This is a genomic window from Streptomyces sp. Qhu_M48 (assembly GCF_051305195.1).
Lineage (GTDB): Bacteria > Actinomycetota > Actinomycetes > Streptomycetales > Streptomycetaceae > Streptomyces.
This window is the reverse complement of the sequence record NZ_CP195432.1, coordinates 7,695,135-7,721,134: the sequence shown is the minus strand read 5'-3', so window position 1 is coordinate 7,721,134 and position 26,000 is coordinate 7,695,135. Positions and strand designations below refer to the sequence as shown.

Sequence of the window (26,000 nt, the reverse complement as noted above, 5' to 3'; positions counted from 1 at the left end):
GCGGAACTGCTCCGAACCGGTCTACCCGTTCCGGTTACGCCTCGATCCTGTTTGCGGATCTCAGACGCGCGAAACTTCGGGCGAGGAGCCTTGACACGTGCATCTGGGAGACACCGAGTTCCTGACTGATCTGGGACTGGGTCAGATTGCTGTAGTAGCGCAGCATCAGGATCCGCTGCTCCCGCTCGGGCAGTTGTACGAGCAGATGCCGGACGAGGTCGCGGTGCTCGACGCCGGCCAGGGCCGGGTCCTCGTAGCCGAGCCTGTCGAGCAGCCCGGGCAGCCCGTCGCCCTCCTGCGCGGCCTCCAGGGAGGTGGCGTGGTACGAGCGTCCGGCCTCGATGCAGGCGAGCACCTCGTCCTCGCCGATGCGCAGCCGCTCGGCGATCTCCGCCGTCGTCGGGGTGCGGCCGTGAGCGGTCGTCAGGTCCTCGGTGGCCCCGTTCACCTGCACCCAGAGCTCGTGCAGCCGACGGGGCACGTGCACGGTGCGGACGTTGTCGCGGAAGTACCGCTTGATCTCGCCGACGACCGTCGGCATGGCGAAGGTCGGGAACTGCACGCCCCGGTCGGGGTCGAAGCGGTCGATGGCGTTGATCAGGCCGATGGTGCCGACCTGGACGACGTCCTCCATCGGTTCGTTGCGGGAGCGGAAGCGGGCCGCCGCGTACCGCACGAGGGGCAGGTTGGCCTCGATGAGGGCGCCGCGCACCCGGTGGTGCTCGGGAGTGCCCTGTTCCAGGTTCTTGAGCTGTCCGAAGAGCACCTGGGTGAGGGCGCGGGTGTCGGCGCCCCGGGTGCTCTGGGGGCGCGGGCGCGGGGTCTCCGCACCCGCCTCGTGCTGGGGCGGGACTTGAGGCGCTGTACTGGCCGGCACGTTCACGCCACCCCTTTGGCTGGTCCTGCTGGTCGACCGGGTCACCTACGGTCAACTCATCCGTCAAAAGCGGTCATAGCATCACAAGACATGTCCACTGTGTGCAAGCACCGCATACTGACGTGTTGAGGGCATGTTGGCGGAAAAAGGGGAGGTCACGCACGGAATCACGGACGGAAAAGGCCCCCCACCCCGACGGTGGAGGGCCTGCGGGGCGAACGTGTCGGAACCCCGGCGCGGAACGGACTAGAACGCGTAGTCCGCTATCACCCAGGTGGCGAACTCACGCCACTGGGCGACACCCGCCTGGTGCGCGGGGTGCTCCAGATAGCGCTGGAGGGCGTCCTCGTCCTCGACGGCCGAGTTGATGGCGAAGTCGTACGCGATCGGCCGGTCCGTGATGTTCCAGTCGCACTCCCAGAACCTCAGCTCCGGAATCTGGTCGCCGAGCGCGCGGAACGCCTCGACACCGGCGACGACACGCGGCTCGTCACGCGTGACCCCGTCGTTGAGCTTGAAGAGGACCAGATGGCGGATCACGAAGGGCTCCTAGTTGATGAGTTCGGTCATGAACTCGCCGACACCCTGGGCGGCGCTGGAAATGCCCTCGAACCCTACCTGCACGAGATCGGCGGCCCGGGCCGGGGACGTGACGATCGTGTACAGCACAAAGACCACCACCGCGTACAGCGCGATCTTCTTCGCTTGCACCATGAGCCAGCCCTCCCCAGTTCCCCCGCCGTACGACCGCGCCACTCTAACCGAGCCTTTATGGACCAAGGGCCCGGAGATCGAGGCCTTTTGCCGCCCCCGGAAGGGTGACGGGCGAGCAGTATGGATGTCGAGCCCGGAGGATCTGGCAGGAATCCGAAGGGCTCCTGGGACCGGCCCGCACTGCGGGGTCCGCGCCGCGAGCTTCCCCCCTGAACGCGGCGCAGGACTTGGAGGACCGGTTCTCATCGGGGGGAGTGGCTTGTCCCCCCGATGCCGCTCCCCCCGTCCTACGGAGAAGGCCCCGGCCGCGCCCCGAGCGCTGCCGGGGCCTTTCCCGTACTTCCGACGGTGCGGGGGTACGCCGAAGGGGCCCGACGCTGATGCGTCGGGCCCCTTCTGAAGCGGTAGCGGAGGGATTTGAACCCTCGGTGAGTTTCCCCACACTCGCTTTCGAGGCGAGCTCCTTCGGCCGCTCGGACACGCTACCGAGAGAGAGCTTAGCCGAAACTTCCGCCGCGATGAAATCCGTATCCCCGGCCAGGTCGGGAGGGAGCTCAGCGGGGGCGGAAGAAGGCCGTCAGCAGCTCCGCGCACTCCTCGCCGAGCACGCCCTCGATCACCTCGGGGCGGTGGTTGAGCCGTCGGTCCCGCACGAGGTCCCAGAGCGAACCGGTCGCGCCCGCCTTCTCGTCCGGCGCGCCGAACACCACCCGCTCGACCCGCGACTGGACGAGCGCGCCCGCGCACATCACGCACGGCTCCAGGGTCACCACGAGCGTGCAGCCCGTCAGACGCCACTCCCCGCTCACCGCGGCCGCGCGCCGCAGCGCCAGTACCTCGGCGTGCGCGGTGGGGTCACCGGTCGCCTCACGCTCGTTGTGCGCGCGGGCGATCACCGTGCCGTCGGGGGCGAGCACGACCGCGCCGACCGGTACGTCACCGGCCGGCACGGCCGCGTCGGCCTCGGCGAGAGCGATCCGCATGGCGTCCCGCCAGGGATCCCGGACGGGGTCCCGGACGGGTTCCTGGACGGGTTCCTGGACGGGTTCCTGTACGGGTTCCCGTACGGGGTCGGACTCCCGACCACCGCTCACGGGACCGCTCGTGGGTCCACTCGCCGGGTCGGGAACAGGTACAGCGGGTGCCACTAGCGGACGGCCTCCAGGACCTCGGCGGCCCCCAGCGTGTCCGCGATCTCCGAGAGCGCGTCGCTTTCGAGTGCCAGCAGGTCGGCCGGAGACATGCCGAGGTCCGCGAGGATCAGCCGGTCGCCGACCGGAGCGGCCGGTACGGCCTCCGCGGCGACGCTCGTCTCCTCGTCGTCCTCGTCCGGGGCGACGTCGAGCGTCTCCCCGTCCTCCGTGCCGTCCAGGTCCAGCGACTCGAGCTCGTCGACGAGCTCGTCCAGGTCGTCGCCGAGGATCTCCCGGGTGAGGATCTCCCCGTACGAGGAACGGGCGGCGGCGGCGCCGTCCGAGACGTAGATGCGAGGGTCTTCCTCACCCTCGATCCGTACGATCCCGAACCACGCGCCCTCCTGCTCGATGTAGACGATCACCGTGTCGTCGTCCGAGGCCTCGCGAGCGAGCTCGGTCAGATCCGACAGGGTCTCCACGTCGTCGAGCTCCGTGTCGCTCGCTTCCCACCCGTCTTCGGTGCGCGCGAGCAGTGCGGCGAAGTACACCTGACTCTCTCCCACTGATCAGAGGTGTGACGATCCGGCGGCGCCCTGCTGATGGCCCGCCCCATCGGCATCGTGACAGAAACGGCGCCCACAGGAGAGGTCTTCGGCTCTTGCGTCGTGCATCAGTCTGAACGACCCCGCCATAGGGCGGGCGTGCGACCCCGGCGCACTGAGGGGGCGCACCGGGGAGGGCCGCAGGTCGGGGCGGGCGGGCCCCTCACCAGCGGAAGGTCCGCATCCGCATTTGCTGGCGCATCCGGGCGGCCCGCGCGCGTCTCGGCTGCACGCGCTCGCGCAGCGCCTTGGCCTCGTTCAGCTCGCGGAGGAACTGGGCGCGTCGCCTGCGGCGCTCCGCGTCGGTCTCCTGCTCCGGCTTCCGAGCCGCCCTCTCGGCGGTTCCCTCGGCCGGTCGTTCCAGGTCGGGCATGGGTCACTCCACCCCATCGCTGGGTCCCTGTATCCCCCACCTTCCCCCAACGGCGTGGTCGATGCCTGTGCGCGGCGGGCTACTGTTGAGTCATGCGTCTCCACGTCGTCGACCACCCTCTGGTCGCCCACAAGCTCACCACTCTGCGCGACAAGCGCACGGATTCCGCGACCTTCCGTCGGCTCGCCGACGAGCTGGTCACCCTGCTCGCCTACGAGGCCACCAGGGACGTCCGGACCGAGCAGGTCGACATCGAGACCCCCGTCACGCCCACGACCGGCGTGAAGCTCTCGTACCCGCGTCCGCTGGTCGTCCCGATCCTGCGTGCCGGGCTCGGCATGCTCGACGGCATGGTCCGGCTGCTCCCGACCGCCGAGGTCGGCTTCCTCGGCATGATCCGCAACGAGGAGACGCTGGAGGCGTCGACCTACGCCACGCGGATGCCGGAGGACCTCTCGGGCCGCCAGGTGTACGTCCTGGACCCGATGCTGGCGACCGGCGGCACGCTGGTCGCGGCGATCCAGGAGCTCATCAGGCGCGGCGCGGACGACGTGACCGCGGTCGTGCTCCTCGCCGCCCCGGAGGGCGTCGAGGTCATGGAGCGGGAGCTCGCGGGCACCCCCGTCACCGTCGTGACGGCCTCGGTCGACGAGCGTCTCAACGAGAACGGCTACATCGTCCCGGGCCTGGGCGACGCGGGCGACCGCATGTACGGCTCCGCCGAGTAGGGAGAGCTGTCGGCTCCGCCGAGTAGGGAGAGCTGTCGGCTCCGCCGAGTAAGGAGAGCTGTCGGCTCCGCCGGGCAGCTCCTCAGGAGTGCGTCGGCCGGAGCGTCAGCACTTTCCGGTCGGTACGGGCGCGGGCCTGGTCAGGGCGACCAGGGCCGCGTCCGCCGTCGTTTTCGGGGACAGGTTCTTGAAGGCGGTCCCGATGATCAGGTCCACGTCCGCCGTGGCCCGGGTGTCCGTCTTGGTCGTGGCGCCCCTGAGTTGGGTGCCGAGGACCGGGAAGGCGCCCTTGGTGGCGGTCGTGGCTCCGAGCAGCAGACCCGCGCCGGGGACCTTCTTGTCGTAGGCGGTGGGTGCGTTCCCCACCTTGCCGATCTTGAAGCCGCGTTTCCTGAGCTCGTCCGCGGTCGTCTTGGCGAGACCGCTGCGCGGCGTCGCGTTGTAGACGTTGACCGTGATCTGGCCGGGCTTGGGGAGCGCGGTGGCGGGAGCGCCGGTCGCCTTCGGGGCGGGTTTGCAGTCGGTCTGCTTCCCGGCCGTCGTCCTCTTGCCCTCGTCGCCGGAGAAGACGTCGACGAGCTGGAGCGTGCCCCAGCCGGCCGCGCCGAGCACGACCACGGCGGCGGCGGCCGCGAGGACGATCCTGCGCCGGCGCCGCGGGCGGCGCATGCGGGGGTAGGTGTCCCCTGTGATGCGGTACTTTCCGCCCATTCCAGGGGGAGTGAGCATGCTCATGAACGCAGCGTAATGCCGCCCGTCGGCGATGCCTACTTGATGATCATGTGATCGCGTCCGGATGGGGGCGAACTGACCCCGAAAGGGTCAGCGGGGGACGAGGCCGGTCGGCGCCGTCAGTCCATTTCCAGAACGCGGGCGTGCAGCACCTGGCGCTGCTGGAGCGCCGCGCGGACGGCGCGGTGCAGTCCGTCCTCGAGGTAGAGATCGCCCTGCCACTTCACGACGTGCGCGAAGAGGTCGCCGTAGAAGGTGGAGTCCTCGGCGAGCAGCGTCTCCAGGTCCAGCTGGCCCTTGGTGGTGACCAGCTGATCGAGGCGGACCGGGCGCGGGGCGACGTCCGCCCACTGCCGGGTGCTTTCCCGGCCGTGGTCGGGATACGGCTTTCCGTTTCCGATGCGCTTGAAGATCACACGGAAAGCCTACCGGGCGAGCGGCTCCCGGCGCAGCCATGCGTGGGCGGTGGGATGCTGGTGCAAACCATGACAAAACCGGAATCGGGGTCCCGTGATGAGCGTGAGCGAGCAGCCACCGGCCGAGGCCGGAGGGGCCTCGGAGGCCCCTCCGGCCGAAGCGGCGCCCGCCTCCCCGGAGGCCCCGCGAGCCCCGGCAGCCGGGGCCGAAGCGCGGTCGGCGGCACCGGCGGCGCCCCCGGCCGGCCCCCTCGACGGGCCCGCCGCCGAGATCGCCGCCGGGTACGCCTTCGAGGGCGCGGCCCTCGATCTGGGGGCTCTCCTCTGGGACGGCGTCTGTCACCCGGACGCGCCGATCCGCATCCCGCTCGCCGTCCTCAACCGGCACGGCCTGGTGGCCGGCGCGACGGGCACGGGCAAGACGAAGACGCTCCAGCTGATCGCCGAGCAGCTCTCGGCGCACGGCGTGCCGGTCTTCCTCGCCGACATCAAGGGTGACGTCTCCGGGGTCTCGGCCCCCGGCCAGGACAGCGAGAAGGTCAGGGAGCGGGCCGCCCAGGTCGGCCAGGAGTGGCGGGCGACCGGTTTCCCCTGCGCGTTCTACGGCCTCGGCGGCACCGGCCCCGGCATCCCGGTGCGCACGACGGTGACCAGCTTCGGCCCCGTACTCCTGTCGAAGGTGCTCCAGCTCAACCAGACGCAGGAGCAGTCGCTCGGCCTGATCTTCCACTACGCCGACTCCAAGGGCCTGGAGCTGGTGGACCTGAAGGACCTGCGGGCGGTGGTGGCGTTCCTGGTCTCGGACACCGGCAAGGCCGAGCTCAAGGGGATCGGCGGTCTTTCGACGGTGACGGCCGGGGTGATCCTGCGGTCGATCACGGCCTTCGAGCAGCAGGGCGCGGGGGGCTTCTTCGGGGAGCCGGAGTTCGACACGGCCGAGTTCCTGCGGACGGCGGCGGACGGGCGGGGTGTCGTCTCGGTCCTGGAGCTGCCGGCCGTGCAGGACAAGCCGCAGCTCTTCTCGACCTTCCTGATGTGGATGCTGGCCGACCTCTTCCACGACCTTCCGGAGGCCGGCGACCTGGAGAAGCCGAAGCTGGTCTTCTTCTTCGACGAGGCGCACCTGCTCTTCGGCGGGGCGTCGAAGGCGTTCCTGGCCTCCCTCACCCAGACCGTGCGGCTGATCCGCTCGAAGGGGGTCGGCGTTTTTTTCGTGACGCAGACGCCGAAGGACGTGCCCTCGGACGTGCTCGCCCAGCTCGGCAACCGGGTGCAGCACGCGCTGCGCGCCTTCACGCCGGACGACGCGAAGGCCCTCAAGGCGACGGTGCGGACCTTCCCGAACTCGCCGTACGACCTGGAGGAGGTGCTCACGGGCCTCGGTACGGGCGAGGCGGTGATCACCGTACTGAGCGAGCGGGGCGCCCCGACGCCGGTGGCGGCGACCCGGCTGCGGGCGCCGGAGTCGCTGATGGGGCCGGTCGCCGCGGCGGCCCTGGACGCCGCGGTGCAGGGCTCGCCGCTGTACGGGCGGTACGCGGCGGCGGTGGACCGCGAGTCGGCGTACGAGAAGCTGACGGCCGAGCAGCGGGCGGCGGAGGCGGCGGCCCTGGAGGCCGCGGCGGCTAAGGAGGCCGAGAAGGCCGGGAGGGAAGCCGGGAAGCAGGCCGCGAACGGCGGAGCGAGGGCTCCGAAGCCGGAACCCTCGCTCGCCGAACAGGTGGTGGGCAGCGGGATCTTCACGTCCCTCGCCCGGTCGATCGGCACCCAGCTGGGCCGGGAGATCAGCCGGTCGATCTTCGGGACCGCCCGCCGCGGGCGGTGACGGTCCTCACGGGGCCGGGTCCTACTCGGTGACCTCGTGGTGGTCGCCGTGCAGGCCGCCGCCGCTGCCCGCGTCGCCCGTGGTCGGGACGGAGACGACCGGCTTGCGGAGCGAGGAGATGTCGTGGGCGTAGGTGCCCACGGCGTTGGCGATGACGTCGATGTTGATGTCGAACGCCTTGCGGTTGATGTTCTTCAGGTCGTCGCCCTTGGCGTGGTAGTTCACGTCGTACGCGATGCCCGCCTGGCCGCCGAACTTGGCGGCCTGGCCCGGGGTCTTGATGCCCTCGGCGCCGGTGAACGTGCCGCCGGAGGGGATGCCGACCTCGATGAACGGGCCGTAGTCGGAGCGGCCGGTGAAGTCGGTGCCCTCGTGCGGGATCCCGCCCTTGTCGAGGAAGTCGTTGATGTCGCGCTCCAGCTGGGCCGAGCCCGCCGGGCCCGCGCCGGCGCCGGTGGCGTCCGAGTCGTCGCCGTCGTAGACGAAGAGGCCGTAGTTCGGCGACGCGATCATGTCGAAGTTCAGGTAGAGCTTGATCTCGCTCTTGTCGAGCGCGGTCAGGTTCTTCACGTAGTGCTCGGAGCCGAGGAGACCGTTCTCCTCCGCCGACCACCAGGCGAAGCGGACCTTGTTGCGGACCTTCTCCTTCGACGCGGCGAGCTCCAGGGCGGTCTGCAGGAGACCGGCGGAGCCCGAGCCGTTGTCGTTGATGCCGGGGCCGGCGGTGACGGAGTCGAGGTGCGAGCCGAGCATCACGGTGTTGGCGGCGTTGCCGCCCTTGGTCTCCGCGATGACGTTGTTGGTGGAACGGATCTGCTGGAGCTGGCGGATCTCCAGGGAGAGCGAGACCGGGCCGTTCACGAGGTCGGCGGCGAGCTGGTTGCCCTCGGCCTGGGTGAGACCACCGGTCGGGATCTTGCCGGCGGCCGCGTCGCCGAGGGTGCCGGAGAGGGCGCCGTCGGTGTTGTTGTAGATGATCGCGGCGGCGGCACCGGCCGCGGCGGCGTTCTCCTGCTTGACCGCGAAGGTGCAGCCACCGCGCTTGATCAGCGCGATCTTGCCGGTGAAGGTGCCGCTCGCGAAGTCGCCCGGCTCGCAGCCGGTGGTGCCGTCCGCGTCCACGGGAACGGCCACGAGACCGGCCGTGATGCCGCCGACCGGGGTCGACTTGGTGTACGTCATCGCCTTGATGTCCAGCGCGCGCGGCGCGGGCGAGACGACGGAGGCCTTCTCGGCCTGCGTCTCCGTGTATTCGAAGTCGAACCTCTGGTACGAGACGTTGTAGCCGGCCTTCTTGAGCTGCGTGTACACGTACGCGGCCGAGGCGTCGTGGCCGAGGGAGCCGGCCGCGCGGTGACCGCCGGCCGAGTCGGCTATCGCCTGGAACTTCTGCAGGTGCTTGAAGGCGTCCTGACCGGTGGTTTCGCGGACCAGCTTCTTCGCCAGCTTGGCGGCGTCGCGAGCGGGGGCCGCGTTGGGGTCCTGCGTCGCGGTCGCGGTGCCACTGAGGACCAGAGGGGTGGCGAGGGCGGCGGCGGCCAGAATGGCCGCGGCTCGGCGCTGGGTAGCGTTCACAGAAGTCCTTCCCGTTACGGACGAGGTTGAGGGGAAGTTAGCGATCTGCGGGGCCTCCTGTGAACACCTTCTCCACAATTCCTGTCACATTGAGCAGGATTGACATCTGGAATTATCAATTCCCTGAGGTTTTCGCATCCTTGGCGGCTTTCGCGGCTTTCGCTGCCGCCTTCGTCTCCTGCTTGTGCGCCCGCACCTTCGCCAGCGACTCCGGACCCGTGATGTCGGCCGCCGAGCGGTACGCGCCCCGCTCGCCGTACGGCCCCGCCGCCTCCCGCCAGCCCGTCGGCCGCACCCCGTACTGCTTGCCGAGCAGGGCCAGGAAGATCTGCGCCTTCTGCTTGCCGAAACCGGGCAGCGCCTGGAGCCGTGCGAGCAGTTCCTTCCCGGTCGCCGCGTCCGCCCACACGGCCTCGGCGTCGCCCCCGTACTCCTCGACGAGGAAGGCGCACAGCTGCCGCACGCGCTGGGCCATCGACCCCGGGTAGCGGTGCACGGCCGGCTTCTCGGAGAGCAGCGCGGCGAACTCCTCCGGGTCCCGGGCGGCGATCTCGTGCGCGTCGAGATCGTCCGCGCCGAGCCGCGAGGCGATGGTGTAGGGCCCGGAGAAGGCCCACTCCATCGGAACCTGCTGGTCGAGGAGCATGCCGACGAGCGCGGCGAGCGGGGACCGGCCGAGCAGCGCGTCGGCGTCCGGCTGCTGTGCGAGGTGGATGTCGGGGGTCCGGGAACGGGAGCCCGTGGACTTGGTACTCATGCATCGATCATCCCGCCGGGGCCGGGCGTCCGCCCGGTGGGTTCACCCCTTCGCGAAGCCGTCCACGGCGCTGAGCAGGTGTTTCCCCTGGCCGGCCGCCCCGGCCGCCGCTACCGGGCCTCGATCCGTACCGCCGGGTCCTCGCACCACTTCAGGAGCGAGGGCCACTCCCCGTACCCCGAGTCCGGGCTGAGGTGCGCGCCGCCGGGCACCAGGTCCCTGTCGAGGCCGAGCGGGTCGCCGTAGTGCACGTCGGCGCCCTCGGGGGCGTACGGGTCCCCGTCGCCGTACACGAGACGCGCGTCGAGCCCCGTCTCGGTGAGGTCGAGGCCGTCGGCGAAGGCGGCGATCTCGGGGATCGACGCGGTCACCCGAGGTGACGGCGGGGCGACGAGCAGCACCCGGTCGGCCTCGGGTCTGCGGGCACCCGCCCGCAGCCAGAGCAGCACCGACAGGCTGTGCGCGAGCACCACGAACTCGCCCTCGGCCGGTCGCCCGCCGTGCTCCTCGAGGGCCGCGAGCCACGCGTCGAGGTCGGGCGCCTCGGGCTCGGGCAGCTGCGGGTAGCGGACCTCGTGGCCGCGCTCCCGCAGCTGCCCGGCGAGCCAGTGCTGCCAGTGCGCGGGCGGGCGGCGGTTCTGGTAGCCGTGCAGGATCAGATAGGTGGTCATGGCAGGATCCTGCGACCGGCGTCGGCTCCCGGTCCACCGCTGTCCACGGACCGGGCGCCGCGCCGTTCCGGACCGGCTCAGCCGCCCACGTACTCCTTCAGGTGACGCGCAGTCAGGGTGTCCGCCTTGTCGACGAGTTGGGCGGGCGTGCCCTCGAAGACGATGCGGCCGCCGTCGTGGCCCGCGCCCGGGCCGAGGTCGATCAGCCAGTCGGCGTGGGCCATCACGGCCTGGTGGTGCTCGATCACGACGACCGTGTTGCCGGCCTCGACGAGCCGGTCGAGGAGGGCGAGGAGCTTGTCGACGTCGGCGAGGTGGAGGCCGGTGGTCGGCTCGTCGAGGACGTAGACGGCGGCCTTCTCCGCCATGTGGATGGCGAGCTTGATCCGCTGCCGCTCGCCGCCGGAGAGCGTGTTGAGCGGCTGGCCGAGGCGGAGGTAGCCGAGGCCGACGTCCTTGAGGCGGCCGAGGATCGTGCGGGCCTGGCTCTTGGCCGTGAAGAAGTCGTACGCCTCCTCGATCGACAGGGACAGGACCTCGTGGATGTTCTTCCCGTCCAGCCGGTAGGTGAGGACCTCGGGCGTGAACCGCTTGCCCTCGCACTCCTCGCAGACCGAGGCCACGCCCGCCGCGATGGCCAGGTCGGTGTAGACGAGCCCGAGGCCGTTGCAGCGCGGGCAGGCGCCCTCCGAGTTGGCGCTGAAGAGGGCCGGCTTGACGCCGTTGGCCTTGGCGAAGGCGGTACGGATCGGGCCGAGGAGCCCCGTGTACGTCGCCGGGTTCGAGCGGCGCGAGCCCCGGATGGGGGACTGGTCGGCGACGACGACCCCCTCGCGGCCCGGCAGGTTGCCGTGGATCAGCGAGGACTTCCCGGAGCCCGCCACGCCCGTGACCACGGTCAGGACCCCGGTCGGGATCTCGACGCTCACGTCCTTGAGGTTGTGCTGCGTGGCGCCGGTGATGGCGAGGGCGCCGGTGGGGACCCGTACCTCCGTCCGGAGCTTCGCCCGGTGCGCCAGGTGGTTCCCGGTGAGGGTGCCGGAGGTGCGCAGCCCCGGCACGTTCCCGCTGTAGCAGATCTCGCCGCCCGCGGTCCCGGCCCGCGGCCCGAGGTCGACCACGTGGTCGGCGATCTCGATGACCTCGGGCTTGTGCTCGACGACGAGGACGGTGTTGCCCTTGTCGCGCAGCCGCAGGAGCAGGTCGTTCATGCGCCGGACGTCGTGCGGGTGCAGTCCGGTGGTGGGCTCGTCGAAGACGTACGTGACGTCGGTGAGCGGGGATCCGAGGTGGCGGACCATCTTCACGCGCTGGGCCTCGCCGCCGGAGAGCGTGCCGGAGGACCGGTCGAGGGAGAGGTAGCCGAGGCCGATCTCGACGAGCGAGTCGAGCAGTTCGCGCAGGCCGGCGAGGAGCGGGGCGACGGAGGGTTCCTCGATCCGGCGCACGAACGCGGCGAGGTCGCTGATCTGCATCGCCGAGCACTCGGCGATGTTCACGCCGTCGATACGGGAGGACAGCGCGGCCCGGGTGAGCCGGGCGCCCTCGCACTCGGGGCAGGTGCGGAAGCCGACGGCCCGGTCGACGAAGGCCCGGATGTGGGCCTGCATGGCCTCCCGGTCCTTGGAGAGGACGGTCCGCTGGAGCTTCACCACGAGGCCCTCGTAGGTGAAGTTGTTGGTGCCGACCTTCACCTTGCAGGACGGCTTGTGGAGGAAGTCCTCCCACTCCCGCTCGGTGAAGTCCGCCAGCTTCTTGTCGGGGTCGTAGAAGCCGGAGTGGGCCATGATCTGCCACATCCAGGAGTCGACGGCGTACCCCGGCACGGTGATGGCGCCCTCGTTGAGGGACTTCGTGCGGTCGACCAGCTCGTCGACGTCGATGTCCGAGACCTGGCCGGCGCCCTCGCAGCGCGGACACATGCCCTCGGGCAGGTTGAAGCTGAACGCCCCCGAGGTGCCGACGTGCGGGGTGCCGAGGCGGCTGAAGACGATCCGCAGCATCGTGTACGCGTCGGTGGCGGTGCCCACGGTGGAGCGGGAGTTGGCGCCCATCCGCTCCTGGTCGACGACGATCGCCGCGCTCAGGTTGTGCAGTCCGTCGACGTCGGGGCGGGCGAGGGAGGGCATGAAGGACTGCAGGAAGGCGCTGTAGGTCTCGTTGATCAGGCGCTGCGACTCGGCGGCGATGGTGCCGAAGACGAGGGAGGACTTGCCGGAGCCGGAGACGCCGGTGAAGACGGTGAGGCGGCGCTTGGGGAGGTCGACGTCGACGTTCCTGAGGTTGTTCTCCCGGGCCCCGCGGACCTGGATGACGTGGTGGCTGTCCGCTGCGACGGGGTGGTTCATGCGTGCGCCCTCCGATGGTCTGCCTGCTTGCCCGGGAAGGGTACTCTATACAGCGTACGAAATTAGTGTTCATGGCTCTGACCTGCAAGAATGGGCCAAGAGCTGGTGGCGCGCGACGGGCGGGAACGGAACGACATGGTGACGGCGAAGGGGCGGAACAGCAGTGGCGCGGGCGACCCGGCCCGCACCCTGGAACTCCTGTGGCGGGACGGTTCCACCGCCCCGGCCGGACGCCGGGGCCCCCGGCAGGGCCTCACCGTCGACGCCGTCGTCGACGCCGCCCTCGCCCTCGCCGACGGCGGCGGTCTCGACGCCCTGACCATGCGCGCGGTCGCCCAGCGCCTCGGCGTGACCCCGATGACGCTCTACACGTACGTCCCCGGCAAGGCCGAGCTCCTCGACCTCATGCTGGACACCGTCTTCCTGCGCGTGGACCGGCCGCCGTTCCGCCCCGACGAGCCCTGGCGGGCCCGCGTCACGGCGGTCGCCGACGCCAACCGCGCCCTGCACCTGCGCCACCCCTGGCTGGTCGAACTCCGCATCGTACGGGCTCCGTTGGGGCCGGGCGTGATGACCAAGTACGAGTACGAGCTGGCCGCCTTCGAAGGCCTCGGCCTCGACGACGTGGCCCGGGACTCGGCCCTGACGTACGTCCTCGGCTTCGTGCAGGCCGGCGCGCGGGCGGAGCTGGACGCGCGGGCCGTGGAGCGGGAGAGCGCGATGTCCGACGGGGAGTGGTGGGAGGCCCACGAACCGCTGCTCGCCAAGGCGCTGGACGAGTCGCGGTTCCCGCTGGCGACGCGGGTGGGGGAGGCGTCGGCGATCGCGTACGACGGCCTGTACGACGCGGACCACGCGTACCGCTTCGGCCTGGCGCGGGTCCTGGACGGGCTGGCGGCGCTGGGCGGGGGGTGAGGGGCGGGCTCGGCGGAGGGCGGGGTGTGAGGGGCGGGCTCGGCGGAGGGTCCTGAGCCCTCAGGCTCTGGGTCTCAGCCCTCAGGCCCGCAGGCGGAGCAGCTCCCGCACGCCCTCCTTGAGGCGGTCCGCCGACAGTTCCTGCTCGACCCTCAGGTGGTGGACGACGTCCGGCGAGAACGGCGCGAGCAGCAGGTGCGCGAGGAGCGCGCTGTCGGACCCGGGCCGCAGCTGCCCGATGAGCAGGGCCACGTGCGTGTGCATCACCCGGTAGGCGCCGCTGTGGTAGCGGGCACGGGGGGCGGCGGAGTGCGCGGCGAGCAGGATCGCGCGCTGCTCGCCGACCCGGTCGACGAGTGCGTCGAGGAAGGCGTCGAGCCGTTCGGCGGCCGCCGCGCCCGGCCCGAGCGGCGCCGGGCCGCTCATGTACGCCTCCTGGAACCGGCGCTCGCGTTCGTCGAGGAGTGCCCACAGGAGCTGGGAGACGTCGCCGAAGCGGCGGTAGACGGTGCCGACGCCGATGCCGCTGGCGTGGGCGACCTGGTTCATGGTGACGGCGTCGGGGCCGTCCTCGGCGACGATCCGGGCAGCCGCGTCGAGGATCTTGCGCCGGTTGCGGGCCGCGTCGGCGCGCTCGGGGGCGGGGGCGCCGACGGTGGGGAGCAGGCCGAGCGGCGAGGCCGCCGCCGTGTCTCCGGCCCGCGGGTTCTCCGTGCTCATCTGCCGACTCCTCTGCCCTGGGCGCGCTGTCCCTCGCGCGCCGCTTTCCGTGTGCCCGTCCGCGTCCCGTCTCCCCCTGCTCCGGTCGCTCCTCGATGTGAGCATACCCGCTGCCCCTGCGAAACGGATAGAAATCCGATTAGTCTCGGGGTGAAACGGAAAGTGATCCGGTCGAGGGGAATCGTCATGTCCGTCAAGGTCGCCGTCATCTACCACTCGGCCACGGGTGCCGTCCACCAGCTCGCGCGGGCCCTCGCGGAGGGGGCCGGGAAGACGGGCGCCGAGGTACGCCTGCGCCGGGTGCCCGAGCTCGCCCGGGGTTCGGTCATCGTCTCGCCCGGCTTTACCGACCCGGCGGTGTACGCGGCCGGCGGCAACCCGTACGGCACCGCGCACCCGGGCGCGTACGGCGCCCCGGGTGAGAACGTCCTCGCGGCCGCCCGTTACCAGGGCGAGCGCCTGACAGGGATCGCGAAGCGCCTGAAGGGTCGCGCGGTCGACTGACGGCCCGGGGCGACCGGCCGTGGAGACGTACGTGTATCCCCGGAGGCGCGGCCTCCGGGGGTACACGTACGTCGGTGGAGCCGCTACGCGAGGGAGAGGAAGAGCTTCTCCAGCCGGGCCCGCATCGCGTCGCGGTCCTCGCCGTTCCGGCGCCCGTCCTCGACGTCGGTCAGGCACTGCTGGAGTCCGGTCGCGATGATGGCGAACCCGGCCCGGTCGAGGGCCCGGGAGGCGGCGGCCAGCTGGGTCACGACCTCCTCGCAGTCCCGGCCTTCCTCGATCATCCGGATCACGCCGGCGATCTGGCCCTGTGCCCTGCGCAGCCGGTTCAGTACCGCCTTCAGCTCCGCGCCGGCGAGATCCAGTTCCACAGCCACTCCTCCACAGATACCCCAGGGGGTAATTTACTCCCCGCACGGGGTTCCGTCGAAGACCAAGGATGACACCTGGGCCCGTGGAACCACGTACACGTCAGGGCGGGGGCGTACCGGCGGAGGAACATCTCCACCCCGTCGACGACGAGCCGCTCGCCCAGTTCCTCGGTCAGCTCCGTCCCGTACTGCTCGAACACCATGTGCGGGAAGACGAGCAGCGGGTAGAGCTGGAGAACGGCGACCTCCAGGTCGGGGAGGTCGAGGATGCCCCGGTCCGCGAGGGTGCGCAGGGCGTCCGCGACGGCGGGGTGGTGGCCGGCCGGGCATGGGAGCGGTCTTCGTCACCGCGACGACGACGGCCCTGGGCCTGATCGCCCCGCACGAGGCGGGCCTCGCGTCCGGCATCGTGAACACCTTCCACGAGCTGGGCGGCTCCTTCGGCGTGGCGATCGTCTCGACCCTCGCCCTGACCCCCACGACCCCCACCCCGGACGGCCTCACGACGGCCTACACCCACTGCACCCTGACAGCGACGACCGCCGCCCTCACCTCCCTCTTCCTGATCCCCCGAGGCCGCCCCCACCTCACGGGCGGCCCTCATGGGGTGCACTGACGCCGGTACGCCTCTGCGGTCGCGGGTGCGTGCGTGGCGGGCTGGTGGACTCCGGACGTGTCGGTGACGGACGGCGGGGTCAGAGAACTCCGGACCCGTCGGCGACGGACGGCGCCCTCGGAGCGCGTCGCTGCTCGAACTGGCCCAGGTGCGTCACGACCGAGCCGTAGAAGCGGTCGACAGCCTCGTCGATGCTCCGGATGAAGCCCGACTCCGTGCTGCCCCTGCTGCTGCCCATGCCCTTGAAGAGGGACAGCCGGAACCCGGCGATGGCCGCGCCGTCCTTGGGCAGCAGGTCCCCCGGCTCGGGGCGGAGCCGCTCCAGCGTGCCGCGCGGCCCGCTCCGCCCCTCCAGCAGGGTCTCCACGTGCAGGTCGGCGGGTGCGTCGTCCAGCACGCGCAGGAGCCGCTTCGCGACCGACAGGGGGTAGGCGCCCTCAGGTGCGGGGACGTCGATGGACGTGCGGATCCTGCCGGTACGGAGATCCGCCGTGAGGGAGAGGATGTTCTGCGCCCCGTCGACACGCAGTTCGGCCGAGAGCTTCCCCTCCTCGCAGAGCCGGTCGGCCAGCTCCGTCCGCCGGGACTTCGGGTCGGAGCCGCGCTTGGCCCGCTGCACCGGCAGGGCCTTCTGACCGAGCTCGCCGCCCAGCCTGAGGCAGACCTGTCGGATCAGCCGCTCCCAGCTCTCCACGACCTCCACCGCGCGGGGATCGCCCTGGCACAGGGTCTCGCCGTCGATCCCGTTGCGGACGGGGACCCATGACGGCCCCATGTTCTGGAAGCCGTGACAGCCCGAGTTCTCGTGCTGGAGGTAGTGGAGCAGCTCCTGGAGGAGCCAGGCGTGTGCCGCATTGCCCACCCCCTCGTGCCGGATCAACATCTGTGCCTGGTGTGTCACCTCTGCCCACGAGAGGTGCCAGAGCGAGACCTTGTGCTTGCGCCTGCCGTCCGTCTTGACCTCGACGAGCGGACTGCCCTCCAGGGCAACGTCGTTGGACAAGGTGATGACGGCCTCGTATCCGCGCCTCGCGGCGATGTCCATGTAGTTCTGGACCTGCTCCGACTTCAGCGGGTTGCCGTTGGTCTTGGTCTCCACCAGCGCCGTCCAGAGCTTCCCGGCACGCTCGGTCCGGATGACCCCGTCCGGGCGCTTAGGGCTGTCGCCGTGAGGCAGCGACACCTCGGTGAACGTCTGCATCCGGCCGGCGGGAGCCCCGAATCCAGCGGTGAGGCGGCGACCGAACTCCGGCACCTCCGCCATGACGGAGAGCAGGACCGAGGTCGCGCGCACCTCCCGCTCCCGGTCGCTCTTGTAAGACGGGACGGGGAAGAGCCGGGCGGGCTTCCAGGAGTCGTTCTCCGCCAGGGACTTCTTCGCGGCCTTCGGGAGGGTGACCTTCTTCTTCGCCGTCCGCGTGACGCGGCGACGGGCGGGCTGGGGCGCTTCGCCGGGCGGAGCCGGGGCGCCGACCGCCGCGTGCGGAACCGATGCGGCAGCCGCGCGATTGGTGGAGGTGGCCTGCGCCGGGATCCGGACGCCGTCGTCGGCCCGAGCGTCGGCGTCGGCCGCGCCGGGAGAAGTCTCCCCGGCGCCTCCGGCGCTGCCGGTGCCGACGGAGACCTCGGACCGACCGGCCGTGACGGCGCCCTCCCCTGCTTCGCCCCGGCCCTCCGTACCTTCCGTGCCCTCGCCGTCCTCTTCCTCGTCCTCGGCTTCGTCGACCGTGATGCCGAAGTCGGTGGCCAGACCGGCGAGACCGGTCTCGTACCCCTGCCCGACGGCACGGAACTTCCACTCGTCGTTGCGCCGGTACAGCTCGCCGAAGATGAAGGCCGTCTCGATCGTGGCGTCCGCGATGGAGAAGCCGAGGAGCGCTTCGCCCGAGCGGTCGGTGACGGTCATGCGCAGGTCTTCCAGATCCCCGAAGCAGGCACCGCCGTACTGGCTGGCCGCCACGACGACGGTGGCGACGTCCGAGGGGATGGCCGTGAGGTCCAGGCTGATCCGGTCCTCGCTGCCGTTCTCCGTGGGGACCTTGCCCAGGAGCTGCACACTGCCGTCCTCGGCGGCGGGATGGTTGTAGAAGTAGAAGTCCGCGTCACTTCGGACCTTGCCGTCGCCGTCGACCAGCAGCACCGAGACGTCCGCGTCGCCGTCGCCGGTCGCGCTGCTCCAGCTCAGACCGACGACGACCGACCCGGCGTCGTCACTGAGGGCGGCCAGCCCGATGTTGGCTCCCTTGGACATCTCGTGCATGCGTCCCCCCGGACCCTCGCGATGTGATGTGCGTCTCAGGGGAACCGTAGCGTCCGTAACAGGAGGATGGGGAGGGAATGTGAATCCTGGACGAACGGTGTCGACCGACGGCCCGAAAAGGCCGCCTGGCAGGCGTGTGGACACGCCCGCCGAGCGACCTCTGCGGATTGCCCGGGGCAGGTCCGCGGCCGTCAGTCCTGGGTCGGGCCCGTCTCGTCGACCGGGCGGATGACCACCGGGTACGCCGGGGCGCCGGCCGGCTGCGGGCAGCGGGCCACCTGGGCGGCGATCTCCGTGACGCGTTCCAGCGAGGCGCAGTCGAGCAGCCAGTAGCCGGCGATGACCTCCTTCGTCTCCGCGTACGGGCCGTCGGTGACGACCGGCCTGCCGTCGCCGTCCACCGTCACGAACCGGGCGGTGGACGGGGCGGCGAGGCCCTGGGCGTCGACCATCTCGCCGTTGGCCGCCAGCTCCTCGTTGATGGCGTTCATGTGCGCGAACATCGCTTCGAGATCCGACTTGTTCCAGGCGGGACTGTCCTCGCTGGGGCGGCCCACCATGGCCTCGTAGTCGGCCTGCGCGCCCTCCACCATCACCAGGTACTTCATGACGTCCTCCTCGTTTCTCGTTTCCGACTCTCCTGCGGGTACTGCCTCTCGCAGGAGAGTCGGAGCCGCCGGGCCGTTCTCGACACCGCGACGGGCCCCGGCCGGAAAAACAGGAGAAATCACCCGCCCGCACCATGATCTCGGTGTGAACGCCTTCAGCTTCTCCGCCGCCTTCATCACCTTCTTCTCCGTCGTCGGCCCCCCGAAGGTCCTCCTCGCCTTCGCCGGCCTCGCGCAGGTCCACCCGGCCCGCCAGCTGCGGACCATCGCGCTCATCTCCTCCGGCGCGGCCGTCCTCGTCGGCCTCCTCACCGGCATCACCGCCCCGTGGCTGCTCGACGTCTTCCACATCAGCACCCCCGCGCTCCAGATCGCGGGCGGCGTCATCTTCTTCATCTACGCCGTCGGGCTCGTCCTCGGCCTCCACCTCGGCTCGCCCACCACCCGCCAGGACGCCCCCGACCTGGTCAGCGGGGTGCGGGAGCTGCTGATGCCGTACGTCGTGAGCCCGCTCGCGATGACCGCCGTGCTCATCGAGGCGGCGGCCCGGAACTCCTTCAGCTGGCGCTCCACGGTCGTCGGCGCGTACGTGGCCGTCATCGCCCTCGACCTGATCTGCGTCCTGCTCCTCGCCCGCGTCCTGCGCCGCACCCACCACGCCACGATCGAGCTCCTCGGCCGCCTGCTCGGCCTGCTGCTCGCCGCCGTCGGAGTCGACCTCATCCTCGACGGCCTCGCCGACCTGGGCGTCCCGGGACTGTACGAACGCCACTGACCCGGCCGGACCTCGCCGTACCGTGCGACCACGCCACTGACGGGCCGCGCGGTACGGCGAGGTCCGCCCGCGTCACTCGGACGGCGAGGCGGCGAGTTCGCGCTCCAGCGGTGTGCGGAACCGGGGCGTCACCCGTACGTCCCCCACCCACCCCGCCAGCCGCGCCGCCTCCGCCCCGATCGCCCGTTCCGCCGCCGCGCCCACGTCCGTCAGGAGCCGGTGGGCGATCCCGCCGTCGGGGCGCTGCGCCCAGCCGCCGACGATCCGGCCGTTCCACCACACCGTCGGCCCGATGTTCCCGCTTCGGTCGTACAGCGCCGGCCGGTGCTCCGGGTCCAGGTACCAGTCACGGCCCTGCCAGCCCATCGGCGTCGGATCGAGCGCGGGCAGCAGCGCCGCCCACGGCTCGGGTTCCGGTACGGGGTCGAGGTCGTCCGGCAGGACGAACCCGGTCCCCTCGTCGAGCGTCACCGGCACGGCCCCGACCGCGGCGAGCGCCCCGCGCACGTCCGTGACCTTCCACCCGGTCCACCACTTCAGATCCGCCTCGGTCGCCGGCCCGCAGGCCCGCAGCCAGCGACCGATCAGCTCCGCCCGCGCCTCCGCCGGATCGAGCACCGGGTGGGGGTCGGCGGGCGCCCAGCGGAACCGGCTCGACGTCCACCCGCCCTGCGGCCTCCCCCGTACGATCCGCCCTTCCATACCGAGCACCCGCAGCACCCGGCTCGCGACCGACTGCACGCCTTCCTGGCGCGTGCCCTTCCCGTACACGTACGTCGACCTCAACGCCGGTACGGCAGCGCCGAGTTGGCTGCCCGTCGCCTCGGCCCGTACCGCCAGCTCCGCGAGCACGAGCCGCTCGGTCTCCGCCAGCCACTCCGCGTCGAAGGAGCTGCCGGCCGCCAGGTGCTGGAGGAGCGTGGCGCGTTCGCGGACGGCGGCCGGCCGTGTCGTCGAAGCCTGGACGGCCGGGGCGAGGGCGGCGGGGAGCACGAAGACCGTGTGCCGCATGCCGTGCATCCGGACCATCGACCGGTCCTCGTACAGGGCCCGCTCGACGTCCGCGACGGGCCCGGCCTTCCCCGCCCCTCCGGACAGCCGCGCCCCCACCGCGAGGAACACGCTCGCCGGATCGGTGCCGTGCAGCGCCACGAGCGAGCCCGCGACCTCCTCCGCCGACCCCGCCCGGGCGCTCCCGGCCAGCCGGTGCCGTACGCCGACGCGGGCCCTGCGTTCGGCGGCGCCGATCGTCCTCGTACTCGTCTCACTCATGCGTCCAAGCATGGCCTCGGGAACGGTCCGGGCCGGGGAGAATCCGTCCCTGTCCTCACGAACCCGTCCCTGTCCTCACGAACCCGTCACTGTCCTCACGAACCCGTCCCCGTCCTCACGAACCCGTCCCCGTCCTCCCTTGTCGAAGAGGACGCCATGACCGGTGTCGATCTCCGTGTACGCGCCGCCCCGCCGCACCCACCGATCGCTGATCGCTGATCGCCGGTCGCCGCGTGACGCGGGGGGCCGAGGCGGGCGGCACGGTCGGGACGAGCGCCTCGGCCCCCTCACGGCCGGTCGATTTCCGGAGCGTCCCGCGTCAGGAAGCCGCCCGCTCGACCAGCGGGCGCCGACGCAGTGCCGGATCGGTCAGGACGGGCGGACGCCAGGCGCCGTCCGCCTGGTAGAGGTTCGTGCCGGGCGGCACGATCGCGTCGATCCGGTCCAGGACGTCGTCCGTGAGCAGGACGGGCGCGCCCTTCAGCAGGCCGTCGAGCTGCTCCATGGTCCGGGGGCCGATGATGACCGAGGTGACCGCCGGGTGAGCGGCGGCGAAGGCGATCGCGAGCTCGGGCAGGGAGCAGCCGATCTCGTCCGCGAGCGCGACGAACTCCTCGACGGCGTCGAGCTTGGCGGCGTTCCCGGGCAGGGCGGGGTCGAACCGGTGAGGGGTGAGCGCGGCCCGCCCGCTGGTGAGGTCGATCGCCCGCCCTTTGCGGTACCTGCCGGTCAGGAAGCCGGAGGCGAGCGGTGACCAGGTCAGTACGCCCATCCCGTACCGCTGGGCGACGGGCAGGACGGACGTCTCGACGCCGCGCGCGAGCAGGGAGTACGGCGGCTGCTCGGAGCGGAAGCGGCGGAGCCCGCGCCGCTCGGCGACGGCGTGGGCCTCGACGATCTCCTCGGCGGGGAAGGTGGAGCAGCCGAACGCCCGGATCTTCCCCTGCGTGACGAGGTCCCCGAGGACGTCGAGGGTCTCCTCGATGTCCGTGCGGTGGTCGGGCCGGTGGACCTGGTAGAGGTCGATCCAGTCGGTACCGAGCCGCTTGAGGCTGTTCTCGACGGCCCGGGTGATCCAACGGCGGGAGAGACCGCCCCGGTTGGGGCCCTCGCCGCCGAAGGGGAAGTACACCTTGGTGGCGAGGACGGTCTCCTCGCGGCGGCGGGAGTCGCGCAGCGCCTTGCCGACGATCTCCTCGGACTCGCCGGCCGAGTACATGTCGGCGGTGTCCACGAAGTTGATTCCGCGATCGAGAGCGGCGTGGATGATCCGTACGGAATCCTGGTGGTCCGGATTGCCGACGGCTCCGAACATCATCGTGCCGAGGCAGTACGTACTGACTTCGATCCCGGTCCCGCCGAGTACCCGATAGCGCATGCGCGCACTCTAGGAAGTGGAGTGCACTCCAAGGCAAGAGGAGGCGGAGGGGCGCCAGGCGTCGAGGCAAGAGGAGACGAAGGGGCACCCGGCGTCAGGGAGTGAGGGGCCACCCCGCGTCGGGGGGAGGCGACCTCCACGGCCCCCCGGCGTCAAGGCAGGAGGAGACGAAGGGGCACCCGGCGTCAGGGAGTGGGGCCACCCCGAGCCAGGGAGCGGCGACCTCCACGGCCTCCCGGCGTCAAGGCAGGAGGAGGCGGAGGGGCACCCGGCGTCAGGGAGCGGAGGCCACCCCGAGCCCGGGGGAAGCGGCCCCCACGACCTCCCGGAGGAAGTCCACGATCAGCCCGTGCAGGATCGCGGGCCGCTCAAGGTGCAGGTCGTGCCCGGCGCCGGGCACGCTGGCGCCGTTCAGCGCGGGCCGGAGCCGGACCATCTCCGCGTACTCCTCGCCACCGATGATGCCGCCCTGCTCGCCCTGTCCGAGCACGGTGAGGGTGGGGCAGGCGACGGCGGTCCACTCGTCCCAGAAGGCGCGGGTGGCGCTCTCGTCGAGGGACCGCACCATGACCTCGGGGTCGAAGCGGGGCCACAGCCCGTCGGCACGCTCTTCGAGGCCGGCCGCCCAGCCCTCCCCCACGGACTGCTTGCCGTCGCCCAGGTACGCGGCGGCCACCTCCCGCGAGGGGAACGGCAGTGGCCACGCCCGCAGCCAGCCCCCGATCTGTTCCTGGACGCCGGGGTTCGCCCCGCCGGGCCCGGCTTCGACGAGCACGAGGGCGCGCGGGAGTCCGGGGTGGGCGGAGGCGGTGAGAAGGGCGGTGCTGCCGCCGAGCGACTGCCCGACGAGTACAGGCCGTTGGAGGCCGAGGGCGTCGATGACGGCGACGGCGTCGGCGACGTAGGCGGCCCGCGACACGTCCCCGGGGTGCCGCTCGCTGCCGCCGTGTCCCCGCTGGTCGAGAGCGACGACCCGGTGGCCGGAGTCCCGCAGCAGCCGGGCGGTGGCGTCCCACTCGCCGGAGTGCCCGGCGAGCCCGTGGAGGAGGAGCACGTCGGTGCCGGTGCCGGTGCCGGTGCCGGTGCTGGTGCCGGAGCCGCCCCAGTCGCGACAGACCAGCCGCACGCCGTCGCGTATCACGATCCGCTCCGACCAGGGGGAACAGGAGGTGGAAGTCATCTCCCCATGATCACTCATGGGGTGCGCCGGCTACGGGGCGAGGAGCTGGTCGGCGACGGCGGTACGGGCGTAGAGGACGGAACGGCCGCTGCGGTGGGCGGTGACGAGTCCGGCGTTCCGCAGGGCGATGAGGTGCTGCGAGACGCCCGCGGCGGACAGGCCGCACTGGGCGGCGAGTTGGGTGGTGGAGGCGGGGGTGTCGAGCTCGGTGAGGAGGAGGGTGCGGGAGCGCCCGAGGACGGCGGCGACGGCCTCGGTGGCGTCGGTGGTACGGGGCTCCCAGACGGCTCCGAACCCTCGTGCGGGATAGGCGAGTTGGGGCGGATCGGGGTGGACGGACCGGGTGAGGACCCGGGGCCAGGCGAAGACGGACGGAACGAGCAGCAGCCCGGATCCGGCCTGGTCGCGACTGAGCGAGCAGTGGCGTCGTACGAGCCGCAGGGTGCCGTCGTCCCAGCGCACGGTCTCGTGGAGCTCGCTCAGGACCCGGGCCGAACCGTGCTCGGCGACCTGCCGGGCCCGATGGAAGACATCGGCTTCCAGGACCTGCTGGATCCGGGCCCAGTAGGGGGCGAGGGCCAGTTCCCAGTAGGTCTCGATCTCGTCGGCGACCTTGCGGAGGCCGGCCGGGGGATCGTCGTGGAGGAGCCGTGTCCAGCTGTCGGGCGGGCCCTCCGTGGCGAGCATGCCGAGGTCTTTCCGTACCTGCGCGTCGGGGGTGCGGCGGATGGCGTCGAGTTCGGTGTCGAGGGTGGGGAAGGGCCCGGTGGGGGTGGGGTTGAGGAAGTCGGCGAGGTAGCCGTGCGGGGGGACGAGCGACGCGAGCCGGCCGCGGTCGAGCCCGGCCCGGGCGATCCGGGGCCGGACCTGGGCGGCCCAGCGTCGGTGGGGTGCGGAGTCGGTCCGCCCGGCGAGGACCCGGTAGCTGGTGACGACCTCCCACATGGGGGAGACCGCGAAGCGGGTCTGGGCGAGGTCGGCGGCGGAGAAGCTGAGCCCGGATTCCACGGTTCCACGTCCTCGATGCGTGTGCGGGGCTGGATCAGATTCGTCCTGAGCTTGATTGGATCCTTCCTGATCCTGTTTGGATTCGTCCTGAGCTTAATCAATGGAGGGCGCGGGGACGGTTCCCGCAGTCTCCACGCATGCCCTCACTGACGCCCTCCTCCTACCGTGACCTCCCGCCCGTCGTATGGACGATCTTCGCCGGAACGATCGTCAACCGCCTCGGCTACCTCGTCACCCCGTTCCTGATCTTCTTCCTCGCCTCGCGAGGGGTGACCGGCGCCGAGACCACGTACGTCCTCGGCGCCCTGGGCGCGGGCAACCTCCTCGGACCGGCCGTGGGCGGCATCCTGGCCGACCGCATCGGGCGCCGTCCGACGATGATCATCGGCCTGGTCGGCACGGCTGCCGCGCAGGGCGCGCTCTTCCTCGCCCCCGGCGTCTGGACGATGGCCGCGGCGGCGCTGCTGATCAGCGCGGCGGGCAGCACGGTCTCCCCGGCCGCGTCGGCGCTCCTTGCCGACGCCGTGGACAGCGAACGGCGCCGGCGCGCGTACGCGCTCTTCGGCTGGGGAGTGAACATCGGCACGGCCGTCGCGGGCGTCCTCGGCGGCTACCTGGCGGCACACGGCTACTGGCTGCTCTTCGCCGTCGACGCGGGCTCGATGCTCGTGTACGCGCTGGTCGTCGCGGTCCGCCTGAAGGAACCGAAGCGCGACCGGACGCCGCAGCAGGCCGGGAACGGGAAGGAAGGCATCGGCTACGGAGTGGTCCTCCGCGACCGTCTGGCCATCGTCCTGCTCCCGCTCCTCGGCATCCAGCTCTTCGTGTACTCGCTCACCGAGGTCGCCCTGCCGCTCGCGATCCACGACAGCGGCCTCTCGCCTGCGGTGTACGGGGCGATGGCGGCGGTCAACGCGATCCTGGTGGTGGCGCTGCAGCCCTTCACGACGGCGTGGCTGTCCCGCTTCCCGCAGCTGGCGGTGCAGGGCGCCGGCAGCACGCTGATCGCCGTCGGCGTCGCGCTCACCGGCCTCGCCGACGGGATCGCGGGCTACGCGGTGTCCGTGGTCGTCTGGTCCCTGGGCGAGGTCGTGGTCGCGGGCATCGCGGCGGGGGTCGTCGCCAACCTGGCCCCGGCCCACGCCAGGGGCCGCTATCAGGGAGCCTTCAGCTGGATCTGGGGCGTGGCCCGCTTCGCGGCCCTCACCCTGGGCGTCACGGCCTACACGACGCTGGGCCCGACGGTCCTGTGGTGGACGGCCCTGGTGGCGGGTACGGCCACGGCGGCGGCGACGGTGGCGCTGACGAAGCGGGTCGACGCCCGCACGGCCCACGAACTGGCGGCGTGACGCGGCGGCCTACTTCCCGCCGGTGCGCTCGGCGAGAGTGTGGGCCACGAGCGCGTTGGCGTGCCCGTGGCCCAGCCCGTGCTCGGCCTTCAGCCAGGAGACCAGCTCCATGTGCTTGGTGAGCGGCGAGGAGCGGATGAGCTCCTGCCACTCGGAGACCGGCCGCCCGTACTTCTTCTCGATGGAGGGGAAGTAGCTGGCGGGACCCTTGACGACGTTCTCGGCCACGGTGATCTCCTGGGCGGTTGGGGCGGGCAACGGGGCAACTGAAGTGTGGACCCGTTGCCCAC

The 26,000-nt window shown here is 71.6% G+C and carries 29 protein-coding genes and 1 tRNA gene; 7 read left to right on the top strand and 23 right to left on the bottom strand.

Going from position 1 to position 26,000, the window contains the following annotated elements:
- Positions 1-34: 34 nt before the first annotated feature.
- The 7 genes from ACRRSS_RS34830 to ACRRSS_RS34800 form a co-directional block, all read right to left on the bottom strand.
- On the bottom strand, positions 35-877 hold the full coding sequence (locus ACRRSS_RS34830; protein ID WP_435974950.1) for an RNA polymerase sigma factor SigF: 843 nt from the start codon (positions 875-877) through the stop codon (positions 35-37).
- Positions 878-1,123: 246 nt separating this feature from the next.
- Positions 1,124-1,417 (bottom strand): Dabb family protein, encoded by a 294-nt coding sequence (locus ACRRSS_RS34825; RefSeq protein ID WP_435974949.1) that lies wholly within the window; start codon positions 1,415-1,417, stop codon positions 1,124-1,126.
- Between the two features lie 9 nt (positions 1,418-1,426).
- Complete coding sequence (locus ACRRSS_RS34820) at positions 1,427-1,591, bottom strand: hypothetical protein (RefSeq protein WP_351910309.1); 165 nt, start codon at positions 1,589-1,591, stop codon at positions 1,427-1,429.
- Between the two features lie 402 nt (positions 1,592-1,993).
- Positions 1,994-2,078 (bottom strand) — tRNA-Ser (locus ACRRSS_RS34815).
- A 67-nt stretch (positions 2,079-2,145) separates the two neighbouring features.
- A complete protein-coding gene (gene tadA, locus ACRRSS_RS34810; protein ID WP_435975503.1) occupies positions 2,146-2,574 on the bottom strand; it encodes a tRNA adenosine(34) deaminase TadA in 429 nt (142 codons plus the stop codon).
- Between the two features lie 164 nt (positions 2,575-2,738).
- Positions 2,739-3,275: a tRNA adenosine deaminase-associated protein gene (locus tag ACRRSS_RS34805; protein ID WP_435974948.1), complete on the bottom strand. Its 537-nt coding sequence runs from the start codon at positions 3,273-3,275 to the stop codon at positions 2,739-2,741.
- Between the two features lie 217 nt (positions 3,276-3,492).
- Positions 3,493-3,702 carry a hypothetical protein gene (locus ACRRSS_RS34800; protein ID WP_351904382.1) on the bottom strand — a complete coding sequence of 70 codons (210 nt, stop codon included), beginning with the start codon at positions 3,700-3,702 and terminating at the stop codon, positions 3,493-3,495.
- A 92-nt stretch (positions 3,703-3,794) separates the two neighbouring features.
- Here ACRRSS_RS34800 and upp point away from each other — a divergent pair, with 92 nt between their 5' ends.
- Positions 3,795-4,430 (top strand): uracil phosphoribosyltransferase, encoded by a 636-nt coding sequence (upp, locus tag ACRRSS_RS34795; protein WP_056564851.1) that lies wholly within the window; start codon positions 3,795-3,797, stop codon positions 4,428-4,430.
- Positions 4,431-4,535: 105 nt separating this feature from the next.
- Here upp and ACRRSS_RS34790 read toward each other — a convergent pair whose 3' ends face one another.
- Positions 4,536-5,165, bottom strand: coding sequence for a LytR C-terminal domain-containing protein (locus ACRRSS_RS34790; protein WP_435974947.1), 630 nt, complete (start codon positions 5,163-5,165; stop codon positions 4,536-4,538).
- Between the two features lie 116 nt (positions 5,166-5,281).
- Positions 5,282-5,578 carry a type II toxin-antitoxin system VapB family antitoxin gene (locus ACRRSS_RS34785; protein WP_015034993.1) on the bottom strand — a complete coding sequence of 99 codons (297 nt, stop codon included), beginning with the start codon at positions 5,576-5,578 and terminating at the stop codon, positions 5,282-5,284.
- A 97-nt stretch (positions 5,579-5,675) separates the two neighbouring features.
- On the opposite strand from ACRRSS_RS34785, the gene ACRRSS_RS34780 reads away from it, so the two are divergent.
- On the top strand, positions 5,676-7,403 hold the full coding sequence (locus ACRRSS_RS34780) for a helicase HerA-like domain-containing protein (RefSeq protein WP_435974946.1): 1,728 nt from the start codon (positions 5,676-5,678) through the stop codon (positions 7,401-7,403).
- Positions 7,404-7,424: 21 nt separating this feature from the next.
- On the opposite strand, the gene ACRRSS_RS34775 is transcribed toward ACRRSS_RS34780, so the two are convergent.
- The 4 genes from ACRRSS_RS34775 to ACRRSS_RS34760 form a co-directional block, all read right to left on the bottom strand.
- On the bottom strand, positions 7,425-8,978 hold the full coding sequence (locus tag ACRRSS_RS34775) for a M28 family metallopeptidase (protein ID WP_435974945.1): 1,554 nt from the start codon (positions 8,976-8,978) through the stop codon (positions 7,425-7,427).
- 115 nt (positions 8,979-9,093) lie between these two features.
- Positions 9,094-9,735: an HhH-GPD-type base excision DNA repair protein gene (locus ACRRSS_RS34770; RefSeq protein WP_435974944.1), complete on the bottom strand. Its 642-nt coding sequence runs from the start codon at positions 9,733-9,735 to the stop codon at positions 9,094-9,096.
- Positions 9,736-9,845: 110 nt separating this feature from the next.
- Positions 9,846-10,406 (bottom strand): RBBP9/YdeN family alpha/beta hydrolase, encoded by a 561-nt coding sequence (locus tag ACRRSS_RS34765; RefSeq protein WP_435974943.1) that lies wholly within the window; start codon positions 10,404-10,406, stop codon positions 9,846-9,848.
- A gap of 77 nt (positions 10,407-10,483) precedes the next feature.
- Positions 10,484-12,754, bottom strand: coding sequence for an ATP-binding cassette domain-containing protein (locus tag ACRRSS_RS34760; protein ID WP_435974942.1), 2,271 nt, complete (start codon positions 12,752-12,754; stop codon positions 10,484-10,486).
- A 135-nt stretch (positions 12,755-12,889) separates the two neighbouring features.
- Between ACRRSS_RS34760 and ACRRSS_RS34755 the strand changes: the two genes are divergently transcribed.
- Positions 12,890-13,669 (top strand): TetR/AcrR family transcriptional regulator, encoded by a 780-nt coding sequence (locus tag ACRRSS_RS34755; RefSeq protein ID WP_435975502.1) that lies wholly within the window; start codon positions 12,890-12,892, stop codon positions 13,667-13,669.
- 81 nt (positions 13,670-13,750) lie between these two features.
- On the opposite strand, the gene ACRRSS_RS34750 is transcribed toward ACRRSS_RS34755, so the two are convergent.
- Complete coding sequence (locus ACRRSS_RS34750; protein ID WP_435974941.1) at positions 13,751-14,389, bottom strand: TetR/AcrR family transcriptional regulator; 639 nt, start codon at positions 14,387-14,389, stop codon at positions 13,751-13,753.
- A 186-nt stretch (positions 14,390-14,575) separates the two neighbouring features.
- On the opposite strand from ACRRSS_RS34750, the gene ACRRSS_RS34745 reads away from it, so the two are divergent.
- Entirely contained in the window at positions 14,576-14,893 is a 318-nt protein-coding gene (locus tag ACRRSS_RS34745) for a hypothetical protein (protein ID WP_435974940.1), read from the top strand.
- An 83-nt stretch (positions 14,894-14,976) separates the two neighbouring features.
- Here ACRRSS_RS34745 and ACRRSS_RS34740 read toward each other — a convergent pair whose 3' ends face one another.
- Together ACRRSS_RS34740 and ACRRSS_RS34735 are read right to left on the bottom strand one after the other, a co-directional pair.
- Positions 14,977-15,264, bottom strand: a complete 288-nt coding sequence (locus ACRRSS_RS34740) for a metal-sensitive transcriptional regulator (protein ID WP_351904413.1) — start codon at positions 15,262-15,264, stop codon at positions 14,977-14,979.
- On the bottom strand, positions 15,234-15,533 hold the full coding sequence (locus tag ACRRSS_RS34735; protein WP_435975501.1) for a hypothetical protein: 300 nt from the start codon (positions 15,531-15,533) through the stop codon (positions 15,234-15,236). The genes ACRRSS_RS34740 and ACRRSS_RS34735 overlap by 31 nt, the downstream gene beginning before the upstream one ends.
- Positions 15,534-15,592: 59 nt before the next feature.
- Between ACRRSS_RS34735 and ACRRSS_RS34730 the strand changes: the two genes are divergently transcribed.
- On the top strand, positions 15,593-15,880 hold the full coding sequence (locus ACRRSS_RS34730; protein WP_435974939.1) for a hypothetical protein: 288 nt from the start codon (positions 15,593-15,595) through the stop codon (positions 15,878-15,880).
- A 79-nt stretch (positions 15,881-15,959) separates the two neighbouring features.
- Here the strand turns inward: ACRRSS_RS34730 and ACRRSS_RS34725 are convergent, their stop codons facing one another.
- Together ACRRSS_RS34725 and ACRRSS_RS34720 are read right to left on the bottom strand one after the other, a co-directional pair.
- Complete coding sequence (locus ACRRSS_RS34725; RefSeq protein WP_435974938.1) at positions 15,960-18,140, bottom strand: TerD family protein; 2,181 nt, start codon at positions 18,138-18,140, stop codon at positions 15,960-15,962.
- Between the two features lie 191 nt (positions 18,141-18,331).
- Positions 18,332-18,748 carry a YciI family protein gene (locus tag ACRRSS_RS34720; RefSeq protein ID WP_351904422.1) on the bottom strand — a complete coding sequence of 139 codons (417 nt, stop codon included), beginning with the start codon at positions 18,746-18,748 and terminating at the stop codon, positions 18,332-18,334.
- A 145-nt stretch (positions 18,749-18,893) separates the two neighbouring features.
- Between ACRRSS_RS34720 and ACRRSS_RS34715 the strand changes: the two genes are divergently transcribed.
- Positions 18,894-19,523, top strand: a complete 630-nt coding sequence (locus tag ACRRSS_RS34715) for a MarC family protein (RefSeq protein WP_435974937.1) — start codon at positions 18,894-18,896, stop codon at positions 19,521-19,523.
- A 72-nt stretch (positions 19,524-19,595) separates the two neighbouring features.
- On the opposite strand, the gene ACRRSS_RS34710 is transcribed toward ACRRSS_RS34715, so the two are convergent.
- The 4 genes from ACRRSS_RS34710 to ACRRSS_RS34695 form a co-directional block, all read right to left on the bottom strand.
- A complete protein-coding gene (locus ACRRSS_RS34710) occupies positions 19,596-20,795 on the bottom strand; it encodes a winged helix DNA-binding domain-containing protein (RefSeq protein WP_435974936.1) in 1,200 nt (399 codons plus the stop codon).
- 319 nt (positions 20,796-21,114) lie between these two features.
- Complete coding sequence (locus ACRRSS_RS34705; RefSeq protein ID WP_435974935.1) at positions 21,115-22,173, bottom strand: aldo/keto reductase; 1,059 nt, start codon at positions 22,171-22,173, stop codon at positions 21,115-21,117.
- Between the two features lie 274 nt (positions 22,174-22,447).
- Positions 22,448-23,353, bottom strand: coding sequence for an alpha/beta fold hydrolase (locus ACRRSS_RS34700; RefSeq protein ID WP_435974934.1), 906 nt, complete (start codon positions 23,351-23,353; stop codon positions 22,448-22,450).
- Positions 23,354-23,383: 30 nt separating this feature from the next.
- The gene (locus tag ACRRSS_RS34695) at positions 23,384-24,361 is read right to left on the bottom strand and encodes a DUF5937 family protein (RefSeq protein WP_435974933.1); all 978 of its coding nucleotides are present in this window, start codon (positions 24,359-24,361) and stop codon (positions 23,384-23,386) included.
- A 137-nt stretch (positions 24,362-24,498) separates the two neighbouring features.
- Here ACRRSS_RS34695 and ACRRSS_RS34690 point away from each other — a divergent pair, with 137 nt between their 5' ends.
- Positions 24,499-25,710: an MDR family MFS transporter gene (locus ACRRSS_RS34690; protein WP_435974932.1), complete on the top strand. Its 1,212-nt coding sequence runs from the start codon at positions 24,499-24,501 to the stop codon at positions 25,708-25,710.
- A 9-nt stretch (positions 25,711-25,719) separates the two neighbouring features.
- Here ACRRSS_RS34690 and ACRRSS_RS34685 read toward each other — a convergent pair whose 3' ends face one another.
- Positions 25,720-25,938, bottom strand: coding sequence for a DUF4287 domain-containing protein (locus ACRRSS_RS34685; RefSeq protein WP_435975500.1), 219 nt, complete (start codon positions 25,936-25,938; stop codon positions 25,720-25,722).
- Positions 25,939-26,000: the final 62 nt, after the last annotated feature.